This is a genomic window from Streptomyces sp. GESEQ-4 (assembly GCF_017948455.1).
In the GTDB taxonomy this organism is placed as follows: Bacteria; Actinomycetota; Actinomycetes; order Streptomycetales; family Streptomycetaceae; genus Streptomyces.
Map to the genome: position 1 here is coordinate 96,348 of NZ_JAFFSU010000015.1, position 25,451 is coordinate 121,798.

Below are 25,451 nucleotides of genomic sequence, written 5' to 3' on the forward strand. Positions count from 1 at the left end.
TGTGCGTTGCATGCGACGAACCGCCCTGCTCGTCTCCGCCACCCTGCTGACCGGATTGCTGCCGCTGACCGCCGCGAGCGCGGCGGCCGGCGCCGATGAACCCGCTCCCGTTCCCGTCGACCGCTTCGAGGGCGAGGTCCCCATCGCGAGCCCGCCCGCCGAGGGTCTCTTCACCTGGGGCAGTGACACCGACGACCAGCCCGCCCTCCAGTTCAGCCCGAGACCAGACGCCCCCGAGGGCGAGAAGGTCCTGGCCGGCAGCTACGACATCAGCGGCTACGGCGGCTTCACCCACACCTTCGCCTTCGACAAGCCCGCCCACGACTGGTCGGCCGCCAAGGGCATCCGCTTCTGGTGGGACGGCCGGAACAACGGCAAGAAGATCGCCTTCGAACTCAAGGACGGCGGCGCCAACGGCGAGGCCTCCGAGCTGTGGACGACCTCTTTCACCGATGACTTCAGTGGCTGGAAACAGATCGAGATTCCCTTCACCGACTTCACGTATCGCACGGACTACCAGCCGGTCGGCGGCATCGACCAGGTCCTCGGCCTCACCGAGATGTGGGGTTACGCCGTCACGCTCCCGGTCGGCGTCAAGAGCGACTTCGCCATGGACGGCGTCGAGCTCTACGGCAAGGCGGACCAGTCGCTGCGCGCGTCCGTGACGACCGGCGCCGCCGTGTACCCGGTGCGCGAGGGCGGCGCGGCGGGCGTGAAGATCTCCGTCGTCACCACCGGGTCCGCTCCGATCGACGAGCCCGTGACGGTGACGTACGAGACGGCGGGCGGCACCGCGTCCCCCGGCAAGGACTTCACCCCGGTCACCGGCACGATCACCTTCCCCGCCGGCACCGCCTCCGGCACAACCCGCACCGTCCAGGTCCCCACCCTCAAGGACCGGTCGGCCGAGTCCGCCGAGACGGTCCCGTTGAAGCTGACGGTCACCGGCGCCAAGGCCCCGGCCGAGACACCGCAGGTCGTCGTCGACGCGCACGGACTGCCGTACCTGAACACCCAGCTGCCGCTGAAGAAGCGCGTCGCCGATCTCCTCTCCCGCATGACCCTGGCCGAGAAGGCCGGTCAGATGACCCAGGCCGAACGGGGAGCGCTCACCGCGCCGGGTGACATCGCGGCGTACGACCTCGGCTCGCTGCTCTCCGGCGGCGGTTCGACGCCGACGCCCAACACCCCCGAGGCCTGGGCGAAGATGATCGACGGCTTCCAGTTGCGGGCCCAGGCGACCCGCTTCCAGATCCCGCTGATCTACGGCGTCGACGCGGTGCACGGCCACAACAACCTCGTCGGCGCGACGATCATGCCGCACAACATCGGCATTGGCGCGAGCCGCGATCCCGGGCTCGCCCACCGGGCGGGCGTGGTGACCGCCGCCGAGACACGTGCTACCGGCATCCCGTGGGACTTCGCCCCCTGTCTGTGCGTCACTCGCGACGACCGCTGGGGCCGCGCCTACGAGTCCTTCGGCGAGGACCCCGCGCTCGTCGAGTCGATGGAGACGGTCATCCAGGGCCTTCAAGGGCGCGCGGACGGACGGGACCTGGACCGCAGCGACAAGGTGCTCGCCACCGCCAAGCACTTCGTCGGCGACGGCGGCACCGAGTACGGCTCCTCGACCACCGGCACCTACACCATCGACCAGGGCGTCACCAAGGTCACCGAGCGGGAGCTGGAGGCCGTCCATCTCGCGCCGTACCAGGACGCCGTGGACCGGGGCGTCGGCACGGTCATGCCGTCGTTCTCCTCCCTCGACCTCCTCGGCGACGACGAGGGCCCGGTGAAGATGCACGCGAGCGCCGACATGATCAACGGCGTGCTCAAGGACCGGATGGGCTTCGACGGCTTCGTGATCAGCGACTGGCAGGCCATCGACCAGATTCCGGGCGACTACCCGTCCGACGTCCGTACGTCGGTCAACGCGGGCCTCGACATGATCATGGTCCCGTACGCGTACAAGGACTTCCACACCACACTGGTCGACGAGGTCGAGGCGGGGCGCGTCAGCGAGAAGCGGATCGACGACGCCGTCTCCCGCATCCTCACCCAGAAGTTCAAGCTGGGGCTCTTCGAGCAGCCGTACGCCGACACCAGCGGCGCCTCCGAGATCGGTTCCGCCGGTCACCGGGCCGTGGCGCGCGAGGCGGCGGCCGAGTCGCAGGTGCTGCTGAAGAACGCGGGGTCCGTCCTGCCGCTGAAGAAGTCGCAGAAGGTGTACGTCGCCGGTTCCAACGCCGACGACATCGGCAACCAGAGCGGTGGCTGGACGGTCACCTGGCAGGGCTCGTCCGGGGACATCACCGAGGGCACCACGATCCTGGAGGGGATGCGGAAGAGCTCCGCGCGGCTGACGTACTCGAAGGATGCGTCGGCGCCGACGACCGGTCACGACGTCGGTGTCGTGGTCGTCGGCGAGACCCCGTACGCCGAGGGCGTCGGTGATGTCGGCAACGGCCACGACCTGGAGCTGACCGACGCCGACAAGGCAGCCGTGGACAAGGTGTGCGCGGCGATGAAGTGCGCGGTGCTGATCGTCTCCGGGCGCACGCAGCTGATCGGCGACCGGCTCGGCGACATCGACGCGCTGGTGGCGTCCTGGCTGCCGGGCACGGAGGGCGACGGAGTGGCGGACGTGCTGTACGGCAGGCGGCCGTTCACCGGGCAGCTCCCCGTGACCTGGCCGAAGTCGCAGGCGCAGCTGCCGATCAACGTCGGCGACTCGGCGTACGACCCGCAGTTCCCGTACGGCTGGGGCCTGACCACGCTGACGAAGGTCCCGCAGGGCGGGGCGGCCACGCTGAAGGCGCTCGGGATCGCGGCGGCGCTGGCGGAGAAGGCCGGCTCTGCGGAGGCCGGCCGCGCGATCGTCGGCAAGGCGCGGCTGATTGTCCAGGAGAGGACCGGCGCGAAGATGACGGCGGCGGTGGCGAAGCCCTTCGCCGACGCCGATCACCTGCTGACCACGGGACGCTATGCGGCGGCCGTGCAGAAACTGACGGCGGCCTACCGGGCCGCCTGAGGTGCTGGTCGGGTGGGAGGTGCGGAGCGCGGCCCGCATCTCCCACCGGTCTCCCCCCGATCTCCCACCATCTCCCCCCGACGGGGACGTCCCATCTACGGGTCTTTCAGGTACTTTCGACAGTATGAAGGTCGCGATACTGGGCCGAGGCCTGATCGGACTGCTGATCGCCCTGGCGCTCGCCGCGCTGACCGTCGTAGCGGCGAACGCCCCGCGCGCCTCCGCGGCCACGAGCGTCTCGGCCATAGCCGAAGCACTCAAGGAGAGCCCCGTCTACGTCGACCCGGCCGCCTCCGGGCAGCTGTCGACGTCGGACGCGGACGCGCTCGCCGAGCAGATCAAGGACGCCGACAAGCCGCTGTTCGTGGCGGTTCTGCCCGCGGACCACCCCACCGACAACCTCTTCGAGAACCTGCGCACCGCGACGGGCATCACGGGTGCCTACGCGATCCGCCTGGGCGACGACTTCCAGGCCAGGGCCGATTCGTCCGTGCTCCCGAACGACGCCGTGCGGAACCTCGTCACCAGCGTGCAGGACGAGCCGACCACCCAGAGCCAGCTCACCGCCTTCACCGACCGGGCCCTGGCCAACATGGGCGGCGCGGCGCCGTCCTCCTGGGGCTCCACCGGCACCGACGACGGCGTGCCGGTCGCCGGGCTGATCACGATCGGCGCGGTGCTGGCGGCCGGCGGCGCGGGCGCGTACACGATCGTGCGCCGCAACCGGCGCCGGCACGAGGAGGAGCAGCGGGCCGCGCTGGAGAAGCTGCGGGTCGTCGTCGACGAGGACATCACCGCCTTCGGCGAGGAGCTGGACCGCCTCGACTTCCATCCGGGCGAGCCCGGCGCGGACGACGCCATGCGGGAGGACTACGAGCACGCGCTCGACTCCTACGACAAGGCGAAGACGCACATGGCGGAGGCCGAGAAACCAGAACACGTCCGTGCCGTCACGCAATCCCTGGAGGACGGCCGCTTCTCGCTGGCCCGGCTGGCGGCGAGGCGGGAGAAGAGGCCGCTGCCCGACCGCCGTCCGCCCTGCTTCTTCGACCCGCGGCACGGTCCGTCCGTCGCCGACGAGACCTGGACGCCGTCCGGCGGCGCACCCCGCGAGGTGCCCGTCTGCGCAGCGGACCGGTCCCGTCTGGCCGAGGGCCGCGATCCGCTGGTCCGCGAGGTGGACACCGACTCCGGCCGCCGCCCGTACTGGGAGGCGGGCCCGGCGTACGGCCCCTGGGCGGGCGGCTACTTCGGCGGCGGCATCCTGCCCGGCCTCCTCATCGGCACCATGCTCGGCTCCATGATGGCCACCCCCGCCTACGCGGCCGACTACGGCTCCGGCTACGGCGACTTCGGCACCGGCGGCTACGAGGGCGGCGACGTCTCCGGCGCCGACTTCAACACGGACGATTTCAGCGGCGGCTTCGGGGGAGGGGACTTCGGAGGCGGAGGGGACTTCGGCGGAGGGTTCTGAAGTGCCCCGAAGGGGCGCGGGGAACTGCGCGACCAGCCACAACGCACCCGCAGCCGACCGACAAGGGCCCCGACGCACAACTCCGCGCCGGGGCCCCATCAAGCCGTACGAGACAGCAACCTCAGAGCGACGACGCCGCCGAAGCGATCGCGGAGGCGAACGTGGACACCTCGGTGTAGACCCCCGGCGCGTTCGGCCGTGCACACCCGATGCCCCAGCTGACTATGCCGACCTGAACCCACGCGTTGGCCGCGTCACGGCGGAACATCGGGCCCCCGGAGTCACCCTGGCACGTGTCGACCCCGCCGGAGGCGAACCCCGCACAGATCTCCTCGTTCGCGACGAGCCCGCTGTACCCGCTGTAGGTCCGACACGTGGCGTCACTGACGAACGGCACGGTCGCCTTGAGCATGTACCGCTGCTGGCCGCCGCCCTCGCTGGCGGCGCCCCAGCCGGCGACGGTGAAGGTACCGGTGTTGTACTGGTTGGTCGTGGCGATCTTCAAGGTGGGCAGGTTGATCGGCTGGGCGAGCTTGATGAGGGCCCAGTCCTTGCCGGTGCCGTTGTAGCCGGGGGCCCGGTAGACGTACGTCGAGCGGACCTGGACGCGGCCGGAGGAGGACTGGAGGTCCACGACGCCGGCGGTGGCGGTGATGCTGGTGTTGGGGCCGGTGGAGCTCACGCAGTGCGCGGCGGTGAGCACGATCTGCTGGGTGTAGAGCGCGCCGCCACAGCCCATGGAGAGCCGGACCATGAACGGGAACTCGCCCTGCGCGGCGCGGGTTCCGCCGACGACGGGCGCGGGGGCGGCCTGCGCCGAGGACACGGGCTGAAGGCTGACGACCGCGAGCACGGCCGCACCGGCGACCGCGCATCTCTTGAGGGCTTTGAGGAGAGTCTTCAACGTGACGCCTTCCGTGGGGGGTTGGCAATCGACCGGCCCTCGCCGCTTCATGGCCGACATGAAGCTTCTGGCATGGACCGGTCAATTCCTGGTTGCTGGATTATGTGGACGCTGTGAGCGCGCGCACAAGGACCGAAAACCGGCCAATCGCCTGGTTCCTTCGTGGCGTGATCGCGAGGGTGCCGACGCGGCATGGAGGGCTCGCCTACGGTCTCCCCATGACGTCTCCCGACGAGCCGCAGCCCCACCCCTTCGCGTCCGTCGCCGACCTGGACGCCTGGCTCACCGCCCACCCGGCGCCGCACCCCGGCCTGTGGGTGAAGGTCGCGAAGAAGGGTTCGGGCATCCCTTCCGTCAGCGCCGCCGACGTCAATGACGTGGCTCTCTGCCACGGCTGGATCACGGGGCAGCGCAGGGCGCTCGACGAGTCGTACTTCCTGCAGAGGATCACTCCGCGCAGGCCGGGCAGCCTCTGGTCGATGGTCAACGTGCGGCGGGTGGCGGAGCTTTCCGAGGCCGGCCGGATGCGCCCCGCGGGGCTTGCGGAAGTGAACGCGGCCAAGGCGGACGGGCGTTGGGAGGCGGCGTACGAGTCGCAGAAGGAGGCGACGGTCCCGGCGGAACTGGCTGTGGCCCTGGACGAGAACCCCCGCGCCAGGGCGGCCTTCGAGAAGCTGGGCAGGACCGACCGCTACCAGGTCATGCTGGGCCTCCTGCGCGCCCGGACCCGGCAGCGCCGGGCGGATCAAGTGGCCGCGATCATCCGGGAGTTGACGAAGCGCCGGTGAGCCGAGGCTCACCGGCGCCGTCGCGGAGCGTCACGCGTTCTTGATCGCCGAGATGTCGAAGTTCAGCTTGATCTTGTCGGAGACCAGGACACCGCCGGTCTCCAGCGCCGCGTTCCAGGTCAGGCCCCACTCGGAGCGCTTGATCTCCGCCTTGCCCTCGAAGCCCACGCGCTCGTTGCCGAAGGGGTCCTTCGCGGCGCCGTTGAACTCCAGGTCGATGGTGAGCGGCTTGGTGACTCCGAGGATGCTCAGGTCGCCGGTGATCCGGTAGTCCTCGTCGCCGAGGGCCTCCGCCTTGGTGGAGCGGAAGGTCATCGTCGGGAACTCCTCGATCTTGAAGAAGTCGGAGCTCTTCAGGTGCCCGTCACGGTCCGCGGAACCCGTGTCGACGCTGTCCATCTTGACGTCGATGGAGGCGGTGGACTGCGCCGGGTCGCCGCCGTCCAGGTGCAGCGAGCCGGTGAAGTCGAGGAATTTGCCCTTGACGTTCGTGACCATGGCGTGGCGGGCGACGAACCCGATCGAGGAGTGCGACGGGTCGATGGTGTAGTCGCCGGTCAGGGCGGCCAGGTCGGGCGCCGCCGAGGCGGACTCGGCAGCGGCGGTCTCGGTGGTGTCTTCCTTGCGGCCGAAGATGCCCATGATCTGCTCCAAAGGGGACGGGTCGCGGCTCCGGGCGGAGACCACGGCCGGTGATGTTGAACGTTCAACGAGCTCAACACGGCCGACCGTAGACCTATTCCGTTCGAGCTTCAACGTCTTCCGCGCCATGTTCTTGAAACAGACGCCATGTTCTTGAAACGGAGTCGAGCGGTCACCTCGGGTACCCTCGACCGGCCGTCGAACCACGCTCGAGTTTCACTCCGGCGATGGCATGTGCCCCACATGAATGTGAGGTGGCTCTCGGCTGACGACTTTGTGCGACCCCTACAAGCCGGATCCCCTCTGACCAGTCGGAACGGCTGCATGCCGTCGTGGTTCTGTTCAGGGGTACCAGGAAAACAGGCCGGAGACTGTACGGAGTCGACGGCCCTCTTTCCTTGCTGTCCTTCGTAAGGTCACTACATGACCGTTTTGGATGAGGCGCCGGGTGAGTCCACGAGCGAGCCGACCGACGCCCGCGGGCGCGTGGCCGAGCTGCACGAGATCCGCGCGCAGGCGGTGGCCGGCCCGAGCGAGAAGGCGACGACGGCGCAGCACGCCAAGGGCAAGCTGACCGCCCGGGAGCGCATCGAGCTGCTGCTGGACGAGGGTTCCTTCCGGGAGGTCGAGCAGCTGCGCCGGCACCGGGCGACCGGGTTCGGTCTGGAGGGCAAGAAGCCGTACACCGACGGTGTGATCACCGGCTGGGGCACGGTGGAGGGCCGCACGGTCTTCGTCTACGCCCACGACTTCCGCATCTTCGGCGGCGCGCTGGGCGAGGCCCACGCCACGAAGATCCACAAGATCATGGACATGGCCATCGCGGCCGGCGCGCCGCTGGTGTCCCTCAACGACGGTGCGGGGGCCCGTATCCAGGAGGGCGTCAGCGCGCTCGCGGGCTACGGCGGCATCTTCCAGCGCAACACCAAGGCGTCCGGGGTGATCCCGCAGATCTCGGTGATGCTGGGCCCGTGCGCGGGCGGCGCGGCCTACAGCCCCGCCCTGACCGACTTCGTGTTCATGGTCCGCGAGACCAGCCAGATGTTCATCACCGGCCCGGACGTGGTCAAGGCGGTCACCGGCGAGGAGATCACCCAGAACGGCCTGGGCGGCGCGGACGTACACGCCGAGACGAGCGGCGTCTGCCACTTCGCGTACGACGACGAGGAGACCTGCCTCGCCGAGGTGCGCTACCTCCTGTCGATGCTGCCGCAGAACAACCGCGAGAACCCGCCCCGCGTGGACTCCACGGACGCTCCGGACCGCCGCAGCGAGGTCCTCCTCGACCTGGTCCCGGCGGACGGGAACCGGCCGTACGACATGGCGAAGGTGATCGAGGAGATCGTCGACGACGGCGACTTCCTCGAGGTCCACGAGCGCTGGGCGCGGAACATCATCTGCGCGCTGGCCCGGCTCGACGGCCAGGTCGTCGGCATCATCGCCAACCAGCCGCAGAGCCTCGCCGGGGTCCTCGACATCGAGGCCTCGGAAAAAGCTGCGCGCTTTGTCCAGATGTGTGACGCTTTTAACATCCCGATCGTCACTTTCCTCGACGTCCCCGGGTTCCTCCCCGGTGTCGACCAGGAGCACGGCGGGATCATCCGGCACGGAGCAAAGCTGCTCTACGCCTACTGCAACGCGACCGTGCCGCGGATCTCGCTGATCCTGCGCAAGGCCTACGGAGGTGCGTACATCGTCATGGACAGCCAGTCCATCGGTGCCGACCTGACGTACGCCTGGCCGACGAACGAGATCGCGGTGATGGGCGCGGAAGGCGCGGCCAACGTCATCTTCCGCCGGCAGATCGCCGAGGCCCCGGACCCCGAGGCGATGCGGGCGCGGATGGTCAAGGAGTACAAGTCCGAGCTGATGCACCCGTATTACGCGGCCGAGCGCGGTCTGGTCGACGACGTGATCGACCCGGCGGAAACCCGCGAGGTCCTGATCAAGTCCCTGGCGATGCTGCACACCAAGCACGCAGACCTGCCCTCCCGCAAGCACGGCAACCCTCCGCAGTAACCCAGCGGACCCTCCGCGCTACCCGCGCGGAAACCTCTCTCACGGAGACTGAGACCTATGAACACCCCTGACATCCGCGTCGAGAAGGGCCACGCCGAGCCCGAGGAAGTCGCCGCCATCACGGCCATCCTCCTCGCCCGCGCCGCCGCCCAGCCGCCCACCGAGCCGACCCACCGAGGCCGCGCCAAGGCAGGCTGGCGCCGCCTGGAGCGAGAGCCGGGATTCCGCGCACCACACAGCTGGCGCTGAAGCCCGCGCCCGAAGGAGGCCGCAGGCCTCCAAGGGGCGCGGGGAACTGCGCGACCAGCCACACACGGCCCGCAGGCGGCGAACTACCCGCAGGGGCAGCCCAGTAGCCGCACGCAGCACGCCAAAAGGGGGCGCCCTCTCCAAACGGAGAGGGCGCCCCCTTCACGCTGCACCGCGCGGCTAGCGCAACCGCGCCATCAGCGCGTGCTCCACAAGCGTGATCAGCGTCGACTTCGCGTCAGCCCGGTGGCGGGCGTCCGTCGTGATGATCGGGGTGTCGGGGCCGATCTGGAGGGCCTCACGGACCTCGTCCGGGTTGTACGGCTGCTGTCCGTCGAAGCCGTTGAGGGCGATGACGAACGGGAGTCCGCTGTTCTCGAAGTAGTCGACCGCGGGGAAGCAGTCGGCGAGACGGCGGGTGTCGACCAGGACGACCGCGCCGATGGCGCCGCGCACCAGGTCGTCCCACATGAACCAGAACCGGTCCTGACCGGGGGTGCCGAACAGGTACAGGATGAGGTCCTGGTCCAGGGTGATGCGGCCGAAGTCCATGGCGACCGTCGTGGTCGTCTTGTCCCCGGTGTGGGTGAGGTCGTCGATGCCTGCCGAAGCAGACGTCATGACGGCCTCCGTGCGCAGCGGGTTGATCTCCGAGACGGCGCCGACGAACGTGGTCTTGCCCACGCCGAAGCCGCCAGCCACCACGATCTTCGCGGACGTGGTGGAGCGGGAAGGCCCTCCGCTAGAGCTTGCGAAGTCCACTGAGCACCCTTTCGAGCAGTGTCACGTCTGGCTGGCCGCCGGCGTTCTCGTCGCCGCCGGGCTGATGGATGGCGACCAGGCCCGCCTCCGCCAAGTCGGCGACGAGGATCCTGGCCACGCCGAGGGGGATCGTGAGGAGAGCCGAGACCTCGGCCACCGACTTGATCTCTCGGCAGAGGTTGCAGATCCGCTGATGCTCGGGCAACTGGCCCTGCATCTGATGCGGCTGCGCGGTGGTGTGCACCAGTGCCTCGATGGCGAGCTGGTAGCGCGGGCGTGTCCGGCCGCCGGTCATGGCGTACGGGCGCACCAGGGGGTTGCTCGTCGCCCCGGCGGGCGCCGGCTCAGGGCTGCGTCGCTGCGGCTGCACCGGCTGGATGCGCGGCTGATGCGGCTGGTCGTACGGCCCGGGACCCTGCGGACCCTGAGGCGCGTACGGTTGCCGCCGCTGGCTCGGTGCGGAGGGGAAGTTGTACCGGTTCGCCGACCCGTCGTCCTGACCCGGGCCCTGGGCAGGGCCGTATGACCAGTTGCCCGAAGACGAACCGCCTGGGGGTGTTGCCACTTTCTCCTCCTCCGACTGTGCCTGGCACCCATCACTGTGGAGCCGCGTCCCGAAACCTTACGGCCACGGGACGCCAAAACGCACCGTCTGACTGTTAGTTGAGAAGGCTCCCTTGGAGCTCCGCACGCAGATCAGGGGTGAGGACCGTACCGGCACGGTCCACCAGAAGCGCCATCTCGTACCCGACGAGGCCGATGTCCGCCTCCGGGTGTGCAAGTACTGCGAGCGACGAACCGTCGGAGATGGACATGATGAACAGGAATCCCCGCTCCATCTCCACAACCGTCTGATTCACACTGCCGCCCTCGAAGATGCGCGAGGCACCGGCGGTCAGTGAGGTCAGACCGGAGGCGACCGCCGCGAGCTGGTCGGCGCGGTCGCGCGGAAAGCCTTCGGACATCGCCAGAAGGAGTCCGTCGGCGGAGACCACCACCGTGTGTGACACCCCGGGGGTGTTGTCCACGAAGTTGGTGATCAACCAGTTCAGGTTCTGCGCCGCCTGGCTCATCGGGCTCACACTAACGCTCCTGGTTGTAGGTGCTGTCAGGACCACTGTGTTGATTCCTAGTGGCCTGGCCGTTCGTTTCACTTCCCGCGCTGCGGCCCCGCTGGACCCCGCGGCGCAGGTTGCTCAGCCTGCCCCGGACGTCCTCGGGAGCGCGGGAGACCTGTGGGCCACCCTGAGGGGTCGCTTCGGCGGTGCCTTCGACCAGGTTGGCCTTGGGTACCCGCCGCGGCAGGCCGGAGGCGGTCACGCCGCCCGCCTTGGGCTTGCGGAGCTGTGCGGCCTGCTGCCAGCGCGCGTCGTTCGCCGAGCGCCAGTCGCCATTGCCGCTGCCGTTGCTTTCCGGTGCGGAGGCCGGCTGCTCCTGGTTCACGGGCCGCGAGCCGTTGCCGTTCGCGGGGGTCGATCCGCGGCGGGGCAGTCCGGCGTCGGTCAGCTCGTGAGACGCGGAGGGGGCCGGTCCCGGACGGTCGAAGCCTACGTGGTCGCTTTCACTCGCGTCAGCGGCCGGCGTGGACTCCGGTTCCGGAGCGTACTCGGACCCGTAGCCGTTCTGGTAGTCGTTCTGCTGCGGCCAGTCGTCCTGGTAGCGGCGCTCCTCGAAGGCCGCGAACGTCTCCGGCGCGGAGCCGCGGGGCGCCGAGTGGTTCTCCTGGACCGGCTCCGGATAGGAGGGCTCGGGGTAGCCGCCGTTCGACGAGAACGTGTCGCTCTGCGGCAGGCCCCCGTTCGGCGCGTAGTACGGCTCGTCGTACGCCGGACGCTGCTGCTCCTCGTACGGCGTCTGCTGCCGCTCGTCGTACGCCGTCTGCTGGTCGTACCCGCCGGGCTGCTCGGGGTAGCCGCCCTGGCCGCCCTCGTAGGGCTGCTGCAGGTCGTCGAACGCGTCGGGGTACGAGGGGGCGGAAGCGTCCTGGCCGGGCTGCTGGCCCGGGTCCTGCGGACTCTGGGACTCCAGGGCCGCCCGGCGCTCCTCGCGCATCAGGGAGCGGCCTACGGGGTCCAGCTCGCGTATGTCGTCCGGGACCTCGGAGTAGCGGCTGTCGTCGAAGCCGAGCTCCGCGGCCGTGCGCAGCGGCTGGCGGTTGAAGTCCTCACCCTGGAAGCTGCGCTCCGGGATGATCTGGGAGACCGTGAACTCGTCCGGGGCCGACTGGTAGTCGCCGCCACCACCGTGGGTGATCGCGTCGGGCAGCATGACCAGGGACGTCGTACCGGCCTGCTCGCCGGAGGGGCGCAGCTGGACGCGGATGCCGTGTCGGTCGGACAGCCGGCCGACCACGAACAGGCCCATGCGCTGGGAGATCGCGGCGTCCACGGTCGGCGGGTTGGCCAGCTTGTGGTTGATGTCCGCGAAGTCCTCGGCGGTGAGGCCGATGCCCTTGTCGTGGATCTCGATCATCACGCGGCCGTCGGGCAGCCGGGTCGCGGTGACACGGACCTTGGTCTGCGGGGAGGAGAACGTGGTGGCGTTCTCCAGGAGCTCGGCCAGCAGGTGCACGAGGTCGGTGACCGCGCGGCCGTGGATCTCGGCCTCCGGGACGCCGGAGAGCTCGATGCGCTCGTACTGCTCCACCTCGGAGGAGGCGGCGCGCAGCACGTCGACCAGCGGGACCGGCTGGTCCCAGCGGCGGCCGGGCTCCTCGCCGGCGAGGACCAGGAGGTTCTCGCCGTTGCGGCGCATACGGGTCGCGAGGTGGTCCAGCTTGAAGAGGTTCTCCAGCTAGTCCGGGTCGGCCTCGTTGTTCTCCAGGTCGGTGATCAGGGTCAGCTGGCCCTCGATCAGCGACTGGTTGCGGCGCGACAGGTTGGTGAAGATCGCGTTGATGTTGCCCCGCAGTAGGGCCTGCTCGGCGGCCAGTCGGACCGCCTCGCGGTGGACCTGGTCGAAGGCGCGGGCGACCTCGCCGATCTCGTCGGTCGAGTTGATCGGAATCGGCGCGACCCGGGTGTCGACGCGGCCGGGGTCGGTGCGCGACAGCTGGTCGACCAGCATCGGCAGCCGCTGCTCGGCGATGCCGAAGGCGGCGTTGCGCAGCTGGCGCATCGAGCGGGACATCTGGCGGGCCACCATGCCGGCCAGGATGAACGCGGCGAGCAGGGCGACCACGACGGCGGCACCCACGATGAAGGCGTCCCGCTTGGCGTCGTCGGAGATCGTCGCGGCCTCGTTCACCGCGGTGTTGGCGAGGTCGGTCTCGATCTTGTTGTACGCGTTGAACTTGAGGGTGTTGACCGCCCACCAGTTCTCGGCGGTGATGCCCTGCTGGGCGAGCGCCTCGCGAGCGCTGGGGTCCGTGGTCTGAAGCCCCGAGATGGCCGCGACCATGTCGGTCGGGTCGGACGGCGGCGGGACGTACTTCTCGCCCTTCTGGGCGGCGTCCGCGGCGGCCTGCTTGGCCATCGCAGCGCCCTCGGCCTTGATCTGCTTCGTGGCGTCTTCCAGCTTCTGGACGTCCTGCTCGGTGCCACCGCTCTGGTACTCCTGGATGGCGATGCCCTCCAGGTACGCGTACGAGGACAGGGCGACCCGCTGCTGGGCCAGGCTGGTGGCGCTGGTGCCCGGCTTGATCAGCATGTGCATGCCGATGGAGCGCTCCAACGAGAGCGCGCCCTTGGTCAGCGAGATGGCGTAGACCGTGCGGCCGTAGCTGGTGATGTTGCCGGTGCCCAGGCCGAGCTCGTTGGAGAACTCGAGCAGCCGGTGCTCGACCTCCACGTAACCCTCTTCGGTCTGCACGCCCGTGAGCTTGTCGGTGTAGGCGCCGGCGCGGAGCTGCGCCAGCTTCGGCTCCACCTCACGGATGCGATCCAGACGGCGCACGAGGTTGGGCCGGTCCGGCATGTTCTGCGCGGCCTCGTCGAAGACGTCGGCGGCCTCGTCTGTCGCCTTGCGGGCAGCCACGACCGTCTTGTCGTCCTCGCCCTTGCCCTGGAGCAGGGGCGCGGCGGTCACGTCGCGCTCGACCAGCAGCTTGTCGCCATAGGACAGGGCGGCCCGGACCAGGCGCGCGGTGTTCTCCGCGTCCTCGGCCTCCTGCCAGGTGTCGATCGAGCTCTTCACCTGGAAGCCGCCCATGACCAGGCCGACCACCACGGGTATGAGCAGGATCGCGTTCAGCCGGGTCGGCACGCGCCAGTTGCGTGGGGAGAAACGGCCGCCGCTCGGAGCCGGCGCGGCCGTTGGCTCCGATCCGGGCACATGGGCGGGCGCCGCTCCGCGCGGCGGCGGGGTGAAGTTGCCCCGCGCCGACGACGGCTCGGGACCGTTCTTGCTTCGCCTCACTCGACCAACAACCTCTCGGCGGTCGGCACCTTCGGTGTGCCGCAGTGTCTCAGAGCCCTGTTCGTCATCGACTGATGAGTACGTCTTTGACTATTGGGCAGTTCAGGCATTCCAGCACGTGGCCGTGCGCTCTTCCAAACAGTGGAAAGTGATCATTACAAGCGATGTAAGCCCCAGATAAAACGGTCATAAAGAGCGAGCCCCGTCAAATGACGGGGCCTTTGTGTGCGCAGCGACACGAGTCGACCGCGACGCGTGGCGGTACCACCCGATTCCTCTGCCGAAACGTTATGAACACCGTGGCCGACCGTGTCAAAGGACACAGTCGGCTCCGGGACATCTACGACAACTGCCGTATGGCGCTTCCGATTTGAATGTGACGTGAGCGCTACCTCAGACGAGCCATGAGAGCGTGCTCGACCAGCGTGATCAGGGCACTCTTCGCATCTGACCGGTGTCGGGCATCCGTCGTGATGATCGGGGCGTCCGGACCGATCTGGAGGGCCTCACGGACCTCTTCGGGAGCGTACGGCTGGTGCCCGTCGAAGCCGTTGAGTGCGACGACGAACGGCAGACCGCTGTTCTCGAAGTAGTCCACCGCCGGGAAGCAGTCGGCGAGACGGCGGGTGTCGACCAGGACCACGGCACCGATGGCGCCGCGCACCAGGTCGTCCCACATGAACCAGAACCGGTCCTGACCCGGCGTACCGAACAGGTACAGGATCAGGTCCCGGTCCAGCGTGATGCGGCCGAAGTCCATGGCCACCGTGGTGGTGGTCTTGTCCCCGGTGTGGGTGAGGTCGTCGATGCCCGCGCTCGCGGACGTCATCACGGCCTCGGTGCGCAGCGGGTTGATCTCGGAGACGGCGCCGACGAACGTCGTCTTGCCGACGCCGAAGCCGCCGGCCACCACGATCTTCGCGGAGGTGGTGGACCGACCTCCGTCAGAGCTTGCGAAGTCCACTGAGCACCCTTTCGAGCAGTGTCACATCGGGCGCGCCGGTGCTCTCGTCGCCGCCCGGCTGATGGATGGCGACAAGGCCGGCCTCGGCGAGGTCGGCGACGAGGATCCTCGCCACGCCGAGCGGCATGGCGAGGAGAGCCGACACCTCGGCGACCGACTTCACCTCACGGCACAGATGGCAGATGCGCTGGTGCTCCGGGAGGAGTCCCATGAGCGCCGCCGGGTCGGCCGTGGTGCTGATCAGGGCCTCGATGGCGAGCTGGTAGCGCGGCCTGGTACGGCCACCGGTCATCGCGTAAGGACGTACCAGCGGCTCGTCGCCTTCGTCCCCGTACGGCTCCGCGTACGGATCATGAGAGGCGGTGGGCGGGGTCATGAATCCTCCGGGCGGGACAGCAAGTCGGTCAGTCGTGCCGTCAGACGGTGGCCGGTGGGGGGATTGTGGCGGCCGGACGGTGATTTGGTGAGACGGGTAGATCCGGGGCGGGTCAGTGGAGCAGACTTCCTTGCAGTTCGGCGCGCAGGTCGGGCGTGAGCACTGCGCCCGCGCGGTCGACCAGCAGCGCCATCTCGTAGCCGACCAGACCGATGTCGCACTCGGGGTGGGCGAGGACGGCCAGGGACGAGCCGTCCGAGACGGACATCAGGAACAAGAAGCCGCGTTCCATCTCGACGACCGTCTGTGCCACATCGCCCCCCTCGAAGATCCGGGAGGCCCCGGCCGTCAGCGAGGTGAGACCCGACGCGACGGCCGCGAGCTGATCGGCCCGGTCGCGCGGGAAGCCTTCCGACAGCGCCAGAAGGAGACCGTCGGCGGACACGACGACGGTGTGGGACACCCCTGGGGTGTTGTCCACGAAGTTGGTGATCAACCAGTTCAGGTTCTGTGCCGCCTGGCTCATCTGCCTCAACTAACGCTCCTGCTGGTGAGTGGGGTTCGGGAAGCTGCCGGTCTGACCGCTACCGGCCTGGCGACCCTGCGAAATACCCCGACGGAGATTGGTCAGCCGGCCGCGTACGTCATCAGGCGCACGGGAGACCTGCGGACCGCTGTTGTGCTGTTGCTGCTGAGCCGTACCCGGGACGAGGTTCGCCCTGGGTACCCGGCGCGGCAGGCCGGAGGTGGTGACTCCGCCCGCGGCCGGCTGCCGTACGCGCTCTGCCTGCCGAATGAGATCGTCATTCGGCGAGCTGCGCCAGTTGCCGGTTGCGGGACGCTGAGGGGCGGGAGCGTGCGGCGGCTGCGACGGGGCGGCCGGCGGGGGAGCCGAGCCGTTGCCCTGCTGCGGTCCGCCCTGGCTGCCCTGACCGTGGAACCAGTTGGTCTCGAGAGTGTCGTACAGCGGCGTGCGTCCGTCACCCGGGCCGGCCGGCGGCAGCGCCTCAGGCTCCTGGCGGGTGGGCCGCTGCTGCGGACGCGGCGGTACGGGCGGACGCCCGGCACCGTAGCCGTTGGTGCCGTTGGCGCTCGCCGGGTTCTGCCGACCGGGCTGCGGCGGGTAGCCGTAACCGCCGGTGGAGCCGTTGTTGTCGTACCCCTGCGGGGCCGGCTGGTTCCCGCCCGGGCCGAAGACGTCCGGGCGGACGAACTGGCCCGTGTCCTGGCCGGAGCCGGGGTTCTGCGGAGCCGCTCCGGGGCGCGGGAACTCACCGGAGTTCTGGTCCGGCCGGGGGAACTCACCGGTGTGATTCGGGGCGCTGGTGCCCGGACGCGTGAACTGCCCGGTGTTCTGCGGCCCGTTCGCACCCGGCTGCTGCGGGGCGCCGAAGTCCGCGGGGCCCTGCCGGCCCTCGCTTCGCGGAACGGCCGGGAACCCGGAGGTCGAGGCCGGGCCGTGCCGGTCGTCGATCCGTGGCATCGGGGCGGTCTGCGACGGGTCGCGCTGCTCGTCGTGCCCGCGCGGGGTGTCGAGCGAGGCGCGCGACACCGACGGCTGCGCGTTCTCGTCGCTCCAGCTCGGCGTGCGCGGCTGCTGCGCGTTACCGCCCGGCAGCTCGGCCCGTGCCCCGCCCCGCGGCGGCAGCTGCGGCCGACGGCCACGGCGCCCGCTGCCTCGCCCGGATTCCTTGTTCGATACGGCGTCCTGCGCGTTCTGACCCTGTGCCGGCCCGCCCGTGCCCGCGGCCGTCAGGCCCTGCGGGGCACCCGGTGCCTGGCCGCCGAAGCCGGCACCCGCACCGGCCGGAGCCGGCCGACCGCCCTGCTGAGGCGCCGACGGACCCTGCGGCCCGCGCGCACCCGGCTCGGGACGTCCACCCGGACCGCCACCGCTGCCCGGCAGCGCGGCCCGCGGCCCCGGAGCGGCACCGAGCCGCCCACCGGGAGCACCGGCACCAAGAGCACCGCCACCCTGACCCGCGCCTCCGCGACGGGCCGCGGCGACACCGGCGGCAGCCTGCGCCGCGGCCGGACCGCCGGAGGAACCGGCGCCACCCTGGCCGGGCTTGGGCTGCGGCTTCTTGCCGCCCTGGGCGACATCGACGGGGAGCATGACCAGCGCGGTCGTACCACCGGAGTCGGACGGGCGCAGCTGAATACGGATGCCGTGCCGCTGCGAAAGGCGGCCGACCACGAACAGACCCATGCGGCGGGAGACCGACACGTCCACGGTGGGCGGCGAGGCGAGCCGCTCGTTGATCGCGGCGAGGTCCTCGGGGGAGAGGCCGATACCGGTGTCGTGGATCTCGATCAGCACGCGGCCGTCGGGCAGCGCGTGACCGGTGACCTTGACCTTGGTCTGCGGCGAGGAGAACGAGGTGGCGTTCTCAAGGAGCTCGGCGAGCAGGTGCACGAGGTCGTTGACCACGCGGCCGGCCACTTCAGTGGTCGGCACGGAGGCCAGCTCGATGCGCTCGTACTGCTCCACCTCGGAGGCGGCGGCGCGGAGCACGTCGACCAGCGGGACCGGGCGGGTCCAGCGGCGGCCGGGCTCTTCACCGGCGAGAACGAGGAGGTTCTCACCGTTACGGCGCATGCGGGTCGCGAGGTGGTCGAGCTTGAACAGCGAGGACAGCTGGTCCGGGTCGGCCTCGCGGGACTCCAGCTCGGAGATCAGCGACAGCTGGCGCTGGATCAGACCCTGGGAGCGGCGCGAGAGGTTGGTGAACATCGCGTTGACGTTGCCCCGCAGCAGGGCCTGCTCAGCGGCGAGGCGGACCGCCTCGCGGTGCACGTCGTCGAAGGCCGCGGCCACCTTGCCGATCTCGTCCCGGGAGTGCACACCGACCGACTCGACGGAGGTGTCGACGTCCTGCGGGTCGGACTCGGACAGCTGCTTGACCAGCTCGGGCAGGCGGTCCTGGGCGACCTTGGTCGCGGTCTCCTGCAGCCTGCGCAGCGAGCGGATCATGGACCGGGCCACGACGAACGCGCCGACCAGCGAGACACCGAGCACGAGCAGGATCAGCGCACCGGAGATGATCGCTTCGCGCTCCGACTCGGCGCGCAGCTCGCGGGCCTTCTGCTCCATCTGCCCGAGCAGCGTGGTCTCGATGAGGTCCATCTGGTCGATCTTGGACGAGCTGGCGTCGACCCAGTCCAGGTAGGAACGCTTCTCCAGGTCGGCCAGACCGTTCGCCTGGCTGAGCGCACGGTCGGCGTAGGTGTCGGCGGACTCGATCGTCGGGTTGCCGTCTTCGATCGGCTCGAGCAGCGAGGCGGCGCTGTCCGCGCCGTAGATGCTCCGGAAGCTCAGCAGCTCGGACTTCTCGCTCTCCAGCGCCGACTCGGCGTACAGCCGGTCGTTCTCCGAGAGGTTGCTGTTCGAGCTCTTGGGGTCCTGCGGCAGTGCCGCGGCGATGACCGCGCGCTGGACGGAGGCGTACTCCTTGGCGGAGGAGAACGAGGCCAGCGCACGGGTGCGCTGGATCATCTCGGGGTTGCTGGTGGCCTCCGCCATGTCCTGCGAGAGGTCGAGCAGGTGGGTGATCAGACGGTGGTAGGCCTCGACCGTCTGGGTGGAGTTGCGCTCGGCCTCGTACGCGCTCTCACGGATCTTCGCCAGGTTGCTCAAGTCGCCGACCAGGCCGACGAGGCTGTCGCGGACGCCCTGGAGGTCACCGTCCTTGCTGGACGCGTCGACCAGTTCCGCGGCGTCGCGGAAGTTGTCCATGGAGCGGTCGGTCTTGACCCGCAGGCCCTTGACCCCGACGTCGGTGGTCGCGTTGGCGCCGTGCGCCAGCGGGCCCGCGGACTGGTCGCGCTCCTCCTGGAGCGCGGCGGCCAGTTCGGTGGCCTGCTTGGTCATGTCCGTCAGCAGCTTCATGTTGTCGAGCTGCTGGATGTCGTTCATGTTGTCGCTGATGCGCAGTGCGCCCAGCGAGGTGGCCGCGACCACCGGGAGCGCGAGCAGCGACACCAGACGCGTGGAGATGCGCCAGTTGCGCAGGGCTATTCGCGATCCGGGGCCGGAGGCGCCCTTCGGCGGCTTCACGGTCGGTGCCGTGGAGTCCCCGGTGCCCGGGGAGCCCGTGGCTCCGGTGGATGCCGTGGCGCCGGAAGCTGCGGACGCGCCACCACGCCCGCCGTCGCCGGACGCCAGGCCCGGGTTCTGGGCGTGCTGGGGCGAGGAACTGCCGGCATTGGGGCCAGTCCCGCCGTGCGGCTCCGGCTCCGCCGAAGCACTGCCATCCCTCTTGAAACGTCCCTGCACTAGCGTCGCAACCTCTGGACCAGGCGCCCCTCCGTGAACGGAAGGACGGTGTCGGCGTCGTAGGGGGCGCCCTGAATTTGCGCCCCCCGGTGGTCGTGAGTGACCGGCGCTGGCTCCCCCTTCTCACCGCCGCTCGGCGCTCGTCGCGCCCCCTGTGCGCCGGCTCGATCCTGCGGCGGTCCGTGGAATTCCAGCACAGTGCAGGATCTCCAACAAGGCCCGTGGGTCAGGCTGTGACCTCCGTGACACCACGTGAGGGCTGCGTCACCGGACGTAGAAAGTGATCCGCCGCAAAACGGACTTACCGCATCGAGTCACCGGTCAGCGGGGGAGTCCCAGTCGCCATGATCGGGAGCGGAATGCGGGCTTCAGGCAGCCAATGTCCGTTTCATGGGGGTCGACTGCGGGCCTGAATTGACCGGTTTGCCCATTGATCCGTGAGCAAACTCACACGGCGATCATTGAGTCTGGATGTCTTCAGAAGGGAATTGCATGTTTAGCCTGACGCTTTACAACAGCAGCCCAACTGTGAAGGCACCTGACACCCGTGAAGACGACGATGATGTTCCGCACGATAGCCAACCCGCGGCGCACGACGCTGGCGCACCTCGAGGACGCCGACGACCTGCACACCCCGGACCACCCGGAGCACTCCGTCGAACTCCCGGCCCACACGGCCAACCCCCGCCGCACCGTCCTCATGGACATCCCGGCCCAGGCCACCGCCGCGCGGTAACCGCTCCGTACGACGCCCAGGGCGCCCGCGACCATGCGCGAGGCGCCCGCCCCTCGGGTCCGCCCCGCCGCGCTAGCCTGGAGCGTCAGACTTCAGTCGGTTCAGTCAAGGGGCCAAGCATCCCGTGCGCATCGCCAGATTCTCCATCGACGGGAACGTCGCCTTCGGCGTGGTCGAGGGTGACAAGCCGGACGAGCTCGTCCTGGACATCATCAAGGGCATCCCGTTCGCGGACTTCGAGCTCTCCGGTACGAAGGTCCCGCTGAGCAAGGTCAGGCTCCTGCCGCCGGTACTCCCCAACAAGGTCGTGGCCTTCGGCCGCAACTACGCCGAGCACGCGCGGGAGCTGGGCAACGAGGTGCCCGACGCCCCCTTCGCCTTCTTCAAGCCGTCCACCTCGGTGATCGGCCCCGGCGACGAGATCCAGTACCCGTCCTTCTCCGAGGACCTCCACCACGAGGCCGAACTGGCCGTCGTCATCGGCCGCATGTGCCGCGAGGTCCCCCGCGAGCGCGTCAAGGACGTCATCCTCGGCTACACCTGCGCCAACGACATCACCGCCCGCGACGTGCAGAAACGCGAGAAGCAGTGGGCCCGGGCCAAGGGCTTCGACACCGCCTGCCCGCTCGGCCCCTGGGTGGAGACCGACCTCGACCCCAGCGACCTCACCATCCAGCTCACGGTCAACGGCCAACAGCGCCAACTGGGCCGCACCACCGAGATGATCCACTCGATCGAGGAGCTGATCGTCAACATCTCCGAGGCCATGACGCTGCTCCCCGGCGACGTGATCCTCACGGGCACCCCGGCAGGGGTCGGCCCCCTCAGCGTCGGCGACGAGGTCGCCGTCACCATCGAAGGCATCGGCACTCTCACCAACAAGGTTGTCAAGCGTGGCTAGCGCACCCGGCTCCCCCGTACGCGTCCGTTTCTGCCCCTCGCCCACCGGTAACCCGCACGTGGGCCTGGTCCGCACCGCCCTGTTCAACTGGGCGTTCGCCCGCCACCACGGCGGCAGCGGTGCTCAATTCGTATTCCGTATCGAGGACACCGACGCGGCCCGCGACTCCGAGGAGTCGTACACCCAGCTGCTCGACTCGATGCGCTGGCTCGGCTTCGACTGGGACGAGGGCCCCGAGGTCGGCGGCCCGCACGCGCCGTACCGCCAGTCGCAGCGCATGGACCTCTACAAGGACGTCGCGCAGAAGCTCATCGAGGCCGGCCACGCCTACTACTGCTACTGCTCCCAGGAGGAGCTGGACACCCGCCGCGAGGCCGCCCGCGCCGCCGGCAAGCCGTCCGGCTACGACGGCCACTGCCGCGAGCTGACCGCACAGCAGGTCGCCGAGTTCCAGGCACAGGGCCGCACGCCCATCGTCCGCTTCCGGATGCCAGACGAGACGATCACCTTCACGGACCTGGTCCGCGGCGAGCTGACGTTCACCCCGGAGAACGTCCCGGACTACGGGATCGTACGAGCCAATGGCGCGCCCCTGTACACGCTGGTGAACCCGGTCGACGACGCGCTGATGGAGATCACCCACGTCCTGCGCGGCGAGGACCTGCTCTCCTCCACACCGCGGCAGATCGCCCTGTACAAGGCGCTGATCGAGCTCGGCATCGCGAAGGAGATCCCGTCCTTCGGTCACCTGCCGTATGTGATGGGCGAGGGAAACAAGAAGCTCTCCAAGCGTGACCCGCAGTCCTCGCTCAACCTCTACCGCGAGCGCGGCTTCCTCCCCGAGGGCCTGCTCAACTACCTCTCCCTCCTTGGCTGGTCACTCTCCGCCGACCAGGACATCTTCACGATGGACGAGATGGTCGCGGCCTTCGACATCGCGGACGTGAACCCCAACCCGGCCCGCTTCGACCTGAAGAAGTGCGAGGCGATCAACGGCGACCACATCCGCCTGCTGGATGTGAAGGACTTCACGGAACGCTGCGCGCCATGGCTGCGGGCCCCCTTCGCACCGTGGGCCCCGGAGGCCTTCGACGAGGCGAAGTGGCACGAGATCGCCCCGCACGCACAGACCCGCCTCAAGGTCCTCTCCGAAATCACGGACAACGTCGACTTCCTGTTCCTCTCCGAGCCGGTCTTCGACGAGCCGTCCTGGACGAAGGCGATGAAGGAGGGCAGTGACGCCCTTCTGCGTACGGCCCGCGAGAAGCTGGAGTCCGCGGACTGGACCTCGGCGGAGTCGTTGAAGGAGGCCGTCCTGGCCGCCGGCGAGACCCACGGCCTCAAGCTCGGCAAGGCCCAGGCCCCGGTCCGCGTCGCCGTCACCGGCCGCACGGTCGGTCTCCCGCTCTTCGAATCCCTGGAGATCCTGGGCAAGGAGAAGACCCTGGCCCGCATCGACGCGGCCCTGGCGAGGCTGGCGGCGTAGAGCTCCGACAGCTGTGCGGGGCGGAGGCTTCGGCCCCCGCCCTCAGCGCCTTGCTGCTGGCTGTCGCGGGGTCCTTGTCCACGGTGTCGGCCGACAACAGGCTCACGAACTGGCTCGGGCCCATGCTCCGCACCACCGAGCTGGTGGGGCGCGCACAGCTGACGCGTTCCCCGGACGAGCCGCCCGGCACCGGGTTACCGTCGGATCATGAGCATTCGGGCCGTGGTGTGGGACGTGGACGACACGCTCTTCGACTACACCACGGCCGACCGTGCCGGAATGCGCGCGCACCTGGTGGCTGAGGGCCTGCTCGGCGGAGACGAGTCCGTGGAGCAGGCCCTGGTGCGTTGGCGAGAGGTCACGGACCGGCAGTGGGCGCGGTTCGCCGCGGGGGAGGCGTCGTTCGAGGGGCAGCGCCGGGACCGGGTGCGGGTGTTCCTGGGCGAGGAGCTGACCGACGCCGAGGCCGACGCCTGGTTTCTGCGGTACATCGCGCACTACGAGGCCGCCTGGGCGCTCTTCCCGGACGTACTGCCCGCCCTGGACGCCCTCGCCGCCAGCCACCGGCACGCGGTGCTGTCCAACTCCAGCATCCATGTCCAGGACCGCAAGCTGCGCGTTCTCGGCGTGCACGACCGCTTCGAGAGCATCCTGTGCGCCGCGGAACTCGGTGTCTCCAAGCCGGAGGCCGGCGCCTTCCACGCGGCCTGCGAAGCCCTGGACCTCGCCCCGCGGCACGTGGCGTACGTGGGCGATCACCCGGAGATCGACGGGCAGGGTGCCGCGGAGGCCGGACTGCTCTCGGTGTGGATCGACCGTGACGGCGTGTGCACCGGGGCTGACGCCCTCGCAGGCCCGCACCGGATCGCCTCGCTCGCCGAACTCCCCGCGCTGCTCGGCGCGGATACCCGTTTTGGAGCCCCGTCCACCTTCGGGTAATGTTCTTCCTGCGCCGCCGGAGAGCGGGCCGAGAGGCCGGAAACCGGAGGCGCAAGCTAGAACGAGATCCCCTGAGGGGCTTGCGTTCCAGTGGCCTATGGTGTAATTGGCAGCACGACTGATTCTGGTTCAGTTAGTCTTGGTTCGAGTCCAGGTAGGCCAGCTCGCAGAGCTCATCTGCAAAGCCCCCGTTGTGTAGCGGCCTAGCACGCTGCCCTCTCAAGGCAGTAGCGCCGGTTCGAATCCGGTCGGGGGTACGGCGATCTCCGCCGAGATGATCGCTAGGGCCCCCGTTGTGTAGCGGCCTAGCACGCCGCCCTCTCAAGGCGGTAGCGCCGGTTCGAATCCGGTCGGGGGTACAAACTGGTCTAAACCACATTGGTCTATGGTGTAATTGGCAGCACGACTGATTCTGGTTCAGTTAGTCTAGGTTCGAGTCCTGGTAGACCAGCTCGGATCTGCGGCGGTGCACATCAAACGCTCGCAAGATCCTCGCCCCCGTTGTGTAGCGGCCTAGCACGCCGCCCTCTCAAGGCGGTAGCGCCGGTTCGAATCCGGTCGGGGGTACACACAGTGAAGGCCCTCCACTTCGGTGGGGGGCCTTCGTCGTCATGCGTCAACCGGGCGTACGGCAGCGTCAGTTCGATGTCCCAGGAGGGATCCGGGAGGGGCTGCCGCGGCGTTGAGGCGGCCCTCCCCGGGGGTGTCCCCGAAACGTCAGCCGGTGCGGCGCAGGGCCTCGGAGAGGCGGGCCGCGGCGTCGATGACCGCCTGGGCGTGCATACGGCCCGGGTGGCGGGTGAGGCGCTCGATGGGGCCGGAGACCGATACGGCGGCCACCACGCGGTTCGACGGGCCACGTACGGGCGCGGAGACGGACGCGACGCCCGGCTCGCGCTCACCGATGGACTGGGCCCAGCCCCGGCGTCGTACTCCCGAGAGCGCGGTGGCGGTGAAGCGGGCGCCCTGGAGGCCGCGGTGCAGGCGCTCCGGCTCCTCCCAGGCCATGAGGATCTGGGCGGAGGAGCCCGCTTTCATGGTGAGCGTCGAGCCGACCGGGACCGTGTCCCGGAGGCCGGACAGGCGCTCCGCCGCGGCGACGCAGATGCGCATGTCGCCCTGGCGGCGGTAGAGCTGCGCGCTCTCGCCCGTGATGTCCCGGAGGTGGGTGAGCACCGGGCCCGCGGTGGCGAGGAGACGGTCCTCGCCGGCGGCCGCGGCCAGTTCTGCCAGGCGCGGGCCGAGAATGAAACGGCCCTGCATGTCGCGCGCCACCATACGGTGGTGTTCCAGAGCCACGGCCAGGCGGTGCGCCGTGGGTCGTGCCAGCCCGGTCGCCGCGACCAGACCCGCGAGGGTGGCCGGACCGGACTCCAGGGCGCTCAGGACAAGGGCTGCCTTGTCCAGAACGCCGACGCCGCTACTGTTGTCCATGAAACGATACTCGCGTCTCACTCTGTGAAACGCAAGTTCAATTTTCCATGGAACACGCCACTCTGGAAGACACGAAGGCACAGCGGCCCGCGGACCAACGGGCCCGGCGGTGGG

General features: G+C 69.5%; 21 protein-coding genes and 5 tRNA genes. 14 read left to right on the forward strand and 12 right to left on the reverse strand.

The features are described 5' to 3' along the window. Positions 1-10: 10 nt before the first annotated feature. Both KCH48_RS26885 and KCH48_RS26890 read left to right on the forward strand, forming a co-directional pair. A complete protein-coding gene (locus tag KCH48_RS26885; RefSeq protein ID WP_210577330.1) occupies positions 11-3,031 on the forward strand; it encodes a glycoside hydrolase family 3 N-terminal domain-containing protein in 3,021 nt (1,006 codons plus the stop codon). 124 nt (positions 3,032-3,155) lie between these two features. Next, a complete protein-coding gene (locus KCH48_RS26890) occupies positions 3,156-4,505 on the forward strand; it encodes a hypothetical protein (RefSeq protein WP_210577331.1) in 1,350 nt (449 codons plus the stop codon). Positions 4,506-4,626: 121 nt separating this feature from the next. Here the strand turns inward: KCH48_RS26890 and KCH48_RS26895 are convergent, their stop codons facing one another. Beyond that, positions 4,627-5,409 carry a serine protease gene (locus KCH48_RS26895; protein WP_210577332.1) on the reverse strand — a complete coding sequence of 261 codons (783 nt, stop codon included), beginning with the start codon at positions 5,407-5,409 and terminating at the stop codon, positions 4,627-4,629. Between the two features lie 218 nt (positions 5,410-5,627). Here KCH48_RS26895 and KCH48_RS26900 point away from each other — a divergent pair, with 218 nt between their 5' ends. Further along, entirely contained in the window at positions 5,628-6,197 is a 570-nt protein-coding gene (locus KCH48_RS26900) for a YdeI family protein (protein WP_210577333.1), read from the forward strand. A 30-nt stretch (positions 6,198-6,227) separates the two neighbouring features. On the opposite strand, the gene KCH48_RS26905 is transcribed toward KCH48_RS26900, so the two are convergent. Continuing rightward, positions 6,228-6,839, reverse strand: a complete 612-nt coding sequence (locus KCH48_RS26905) for a YceI family protein (RefSeq protein ID WP_210577549.1) — start codon at positions 6,837-6,839, stop codon at positions 6,228-6,230. A gap of 423 nt (positions 6,840-7,262) precedes the next feature. Between KCH48_RS26905 and KCH48_RS26910 the strand changes: the two genes are divergently transcribed. Both KCH48_RS26910 and KCH48_RS26915 read left to right on the forward strand, forming a co-directional pair. Continuing rightward, a complete protein-coding gene (locus KCH48_RS26910) occupies positions 7,263-8,858 on the forward strand; it encodes an acyl-CoA carboxylase subunit beta (protein ID WP_210577334.1) in 1,596 nt (531 codons plus the stop codon). 57 nt (positions 8,859-8,915) lie between these two features. Next, positions 8,916-9,107 (forward strand): acyl-CoA carboxylase subunit epsilon, encoded by a 192-nt coding sequence (locus tag KCH48_RS26915; RefSeq protein ID WP_210577335.1) that lies wholly within the window; start codon positions 8,916-8,918, stop codon positions 9,105-9,107. Positions 9,108-9,287: 180 nt separating this feature from the next. Here the strand turns inward: KCH48_RS26915 and KCH48_RS26920 are convergent, their stop codons facing one another. The 9 genes from KCH48_RS26920 to KCH48_RS26955 all read right to left on the reverse strand — a co-directional run bounded on the left by KCH48_RS26920 (position 9,288) and on the right by KCH48_RS26955 (position 19,841). After that, positions 9,288-9,869, reverse strand: coding sequence for an ATP/GTP-binding protein (locus KCH48_RS26920; protein ID WP_026243582.1), 582 nt, complete (start codon positions 9,867-9,869; stop codon positions 9,288-9,290). Beyond that, positions 9,850-10,434 carry a DUF742 domain-containing protein gene (locus tag KCH48_RS26925; RefSeq protein ID WP_210577338.1) on the reverse strand — a complete coding sequence of 195 codons (585 nt, stop codon included), beginning with the start codon at positions 10,432-10,434 and terminating at the stop codon, positions 9,850-9,852. Before KCH48_RS26925 ends, KCH48_RS26920 begins: the two co-directional genes overlap by 20 nt. Positions 10,435-10,528: 94 nt before the next feature. Further along, entirely contained in the window at positions 10,529-10,942 is a 414-nt protein-coding gene (locus KCH48_RS26930) for a roadblock/LC7 domain-containing protein (protein ID WP_033321188.1), read from the reverse strand. Between the two features lie 10 nt (positions 10,943-10,952). Further along, positions 10,953-12,623, reverse strand: a complete 1,671-nt coding sequence (locus tag KCH48_RS43475; RefSeq protein ID WP_374104715.1) for an ATP-binding protein — start codon at positions 12,621-12,623, stop codon at positions 10,953-10,955. Positions 12,624-12,662: 39 nt separating this feature from the next. Next, positions 12,663-14,225, reverse strand: coding sequence for a nitrate- and nitrite sensing domain-containing protein (locus tag KCH48_RS43480; RefSeq protein ID WP_374104716.1), 1,563 nt, complete (start codon positions 14,223-14,225; stop codon positions 12,663-12,665). Positions 14,226-14,613: 388 nt separating this feature from the next. After that, positions 14,614-15,189: an ATP/GTP-binding protein gene (locus KCH48_RS26940; protein ID WP_210577340.1), complete on the reverse strand. Its 576-nt coding sequence runs from the start codon at positions 15,187-15,189 to the stop codon at positions 14,614-14,616. Continuing rightward, a complete protein-coding gene (locus tag KCH48_RS26945) occupies positions 15,170-15,565 on the reverse strand; it encodes a DUF742 domain-containing protein (protein ID WP_210577342.1) in 396 nt (131 codons plus the stop codon). Before KCH48_RS26945 ends, KCH48_RS26940 begins: the two co-directional genes overlap by 20 nt. A gap of 112 nt (positions 15,566-15,677) precedes the next feature. Next, on the reverse strand, positions 15,678-16,091 hold the full coding sequence (locus KCH48_RS26950) for a roadblock/LC7 domain-containing protein (RefSeq protein ID WP_030231800.1): 414 nt from the start codon (positions 16,089-16,091) through the stop codon (positions 15,678-15,680). Positions 16,092-16,100: 9 nt separating this feature from the next. Continuing rightward, positions 16,101-19,841, reverse strand: a complete 3,741-nt coding sequence (locus tag KCH48_RS26955) for a nitrate- and nitrite sensing domain-containing protein (protein ID WP_210577344.1) — start codon at positions 19,839-19,841, stop codon at positions 16,101-16,103. Between the two features lie 547 nt (positions 19,842-20,388). On the opposite strand from KCH48_RS26955, the gene KCH48_RS26960 reads away from it, so the two are divergent. The 9 genes from KCH48_RS26960 (at position 20,389) to KCH48_RS27000 (ending at position 24,470) form a co-directional block, all read left to right on the forward strand. Then, entirely contained in the window at positions 20,389-20,577 is a 189-nt protein-coding gene (locus KCH48_RS26960) for a hypothetical protein (RefSeq protein ID WP_210577346.1), read from the forward strand. A 124-nt stretch (positions 20,578-20,701) separates the two neighbouring features. Further along, positions 20,702-21,478 carry a fumarylacetoacetate hydrolase family protein gene (locus KCH48_RS26965; RefSeq protein WP_210577348.1) on the forward strand — a complete coding sequence of 259 codons (777 nt, stop codon included), beginning with the start codon at positions 20,702-20,704 and terminating at the stop codon, positions 21,476-21,478. Then, positions 21,471-22,964 (forward strand): glutamate--tRNA ligase, encoded by a 1,494-nt coding sequence (gene gltX / locus KCH48_RS26970; protein ID WP_210577354.1) that lies wholly within the window; start codon positions 21,471-21,473, stop codon positions 22,962-22,964. Before KCH48_RS26965 ends, gltX begins: the two co-directional genes overlap by 8 nt. Positions 22,965-23,171: 207 nt before the next feature. Next, positions 23,172-23,903 (forward strand): HAD family hydrolase, encoded by a 732-nt coding sequence (locus KCH48_RS26975; protein ID WP_210577356.1) that lies wholly within the window; start codon positions 23,172-23,174, stop codon positions 23,901-23,903. A 91-nt stretch (positions 23,904-23,994) separates the two neighbouring features. Next, positions 23,995-24,066 (forward strand) — tRNA-Gln (locus KCH48_RS26980). Positions 24,067-24,087: 21 nt separating this feature from the next. After that, positions 24,088-24,160: transfer RNA gene (locus KCH48_RS26985), tRNA-Glu, on the forward strand. A gap of 29 nt (positions 24,161-24,189) precedes the next feature. Beyond that, positions 24,190-24,262, forward strand: a tRNA-Glu gene (locus KCH48_RS26990). A 20-nt stretch (positions 24,263-24,282) separates the two neighbouring features. Continuing rightward, positions 24,283-24,354, forward strand: a tRNA-Gln gene (locus tag KCH48_RS26995). 43 nt (positions 24,355-24,397) lie between these two features. Continuing rightward, positions 24,398-24,470: transfer RNA gene (locus tag KCH48_RS27000), tRNA-Glu, on the forward strand. Positions 24,471-24,620: 150 nt separating this feature from the next. Here the strand turns inward: KCH48_RS27000 and ndgR are convergent. Beyond that, a complete protein-coding gene (gene ndgR / locus KCH48_RS27005; protein WP_007384919.1) occupies positions 24,621-25,337 on the reverse strand; it encodes an IclR family transcriptional regulator NdgR in 717 nt (238 codons plus the stop codon). Positions 25,338-25,451 lie beyond the last annotated feature (114 nt).

Coding starts and splice junctions, on each gene's coding strand:
- KCH48_RS26905 (WP_210577549.1), bottom strand. CDS start 6,839: ATGGGCATCTTCGGCCGCAAGGAAGACACCACCGAGACCGCCGCTGCC.
- KCH48_RS26930 (WP_033321188.1), bottom strand. CDS start 10,942: ATGAGCCAGGCGGCGCAGAACCTGAACTGGTTGATCACCAACTTCGTG.
- KCH48_RS26945 (WP_210577342.1), bottom strand. CDS start 15,565: ATGACCCCGCCCACCGCCTCTCATGATCCGTACGCGGAGCCGTACGGG.
- KCH48_RS43475 (WP_374104715.1), bottom strand. CDS start 12,623: ATGCGCCGCAACGGCGAGAACCTCCTGGTCCTCGCCGGCGAGGAGCCC.
- ndgR (WP_007384919.1), bottom strand. CDS start 25,337: ATGGACAACAGTAGCGGCGTCGGCGTTCTGGACAAGGCAGCCCTTGTC.
- KCH48_RS26885 (WP_210577330.1), top strand. CDS start 11: ATGCGACGAACCGCCCTGCTCGTCTCCGCCACCCTGCTGACCGGATTG.
- KCH48_RS26975 (WP_210577356.1), top strand. CDS start 23,172: ATGAGCATTCGGGCCGTGGTGTGGGACGTGGACGACACGCTCTTCGAC.
- KCH48_RS26910 (WP_210577334.1), top strand. CDS start 7,263: ATGACCGTTTTGGATGAGGCGCCGGGTGAGTCCACGAGCGAGCCGACC.
- KCH48_RS26890 (WP_210577331.1), top strand. CDS start 3,156: ATGAAGGTCGCGATACTGGGCCGAGGCCTGATCGGACTGCTGATCGCC.
- KCH48_RS26950 (WP_030231800.1), bottom strand. CDS start 16,091: ATGAGCCAGGCGGCACAGAACCTGAACTGGTTGATCACCAACTTCGTG.
- KCH48_RS26900 (WP_210577333.1), top strand. CDS start 5,628: ATGACGTCTCCCGACGAGCCGCAGCCCCACCCCTTCGCGTCCGTCGCC.
- KCH48_RS26915 (WP_210577335.1), top strand. CDS start 8,916: ATGAACACCCCTGACATCCGCGTCGAGAAGGGCCACGCCGAGCCCGAG.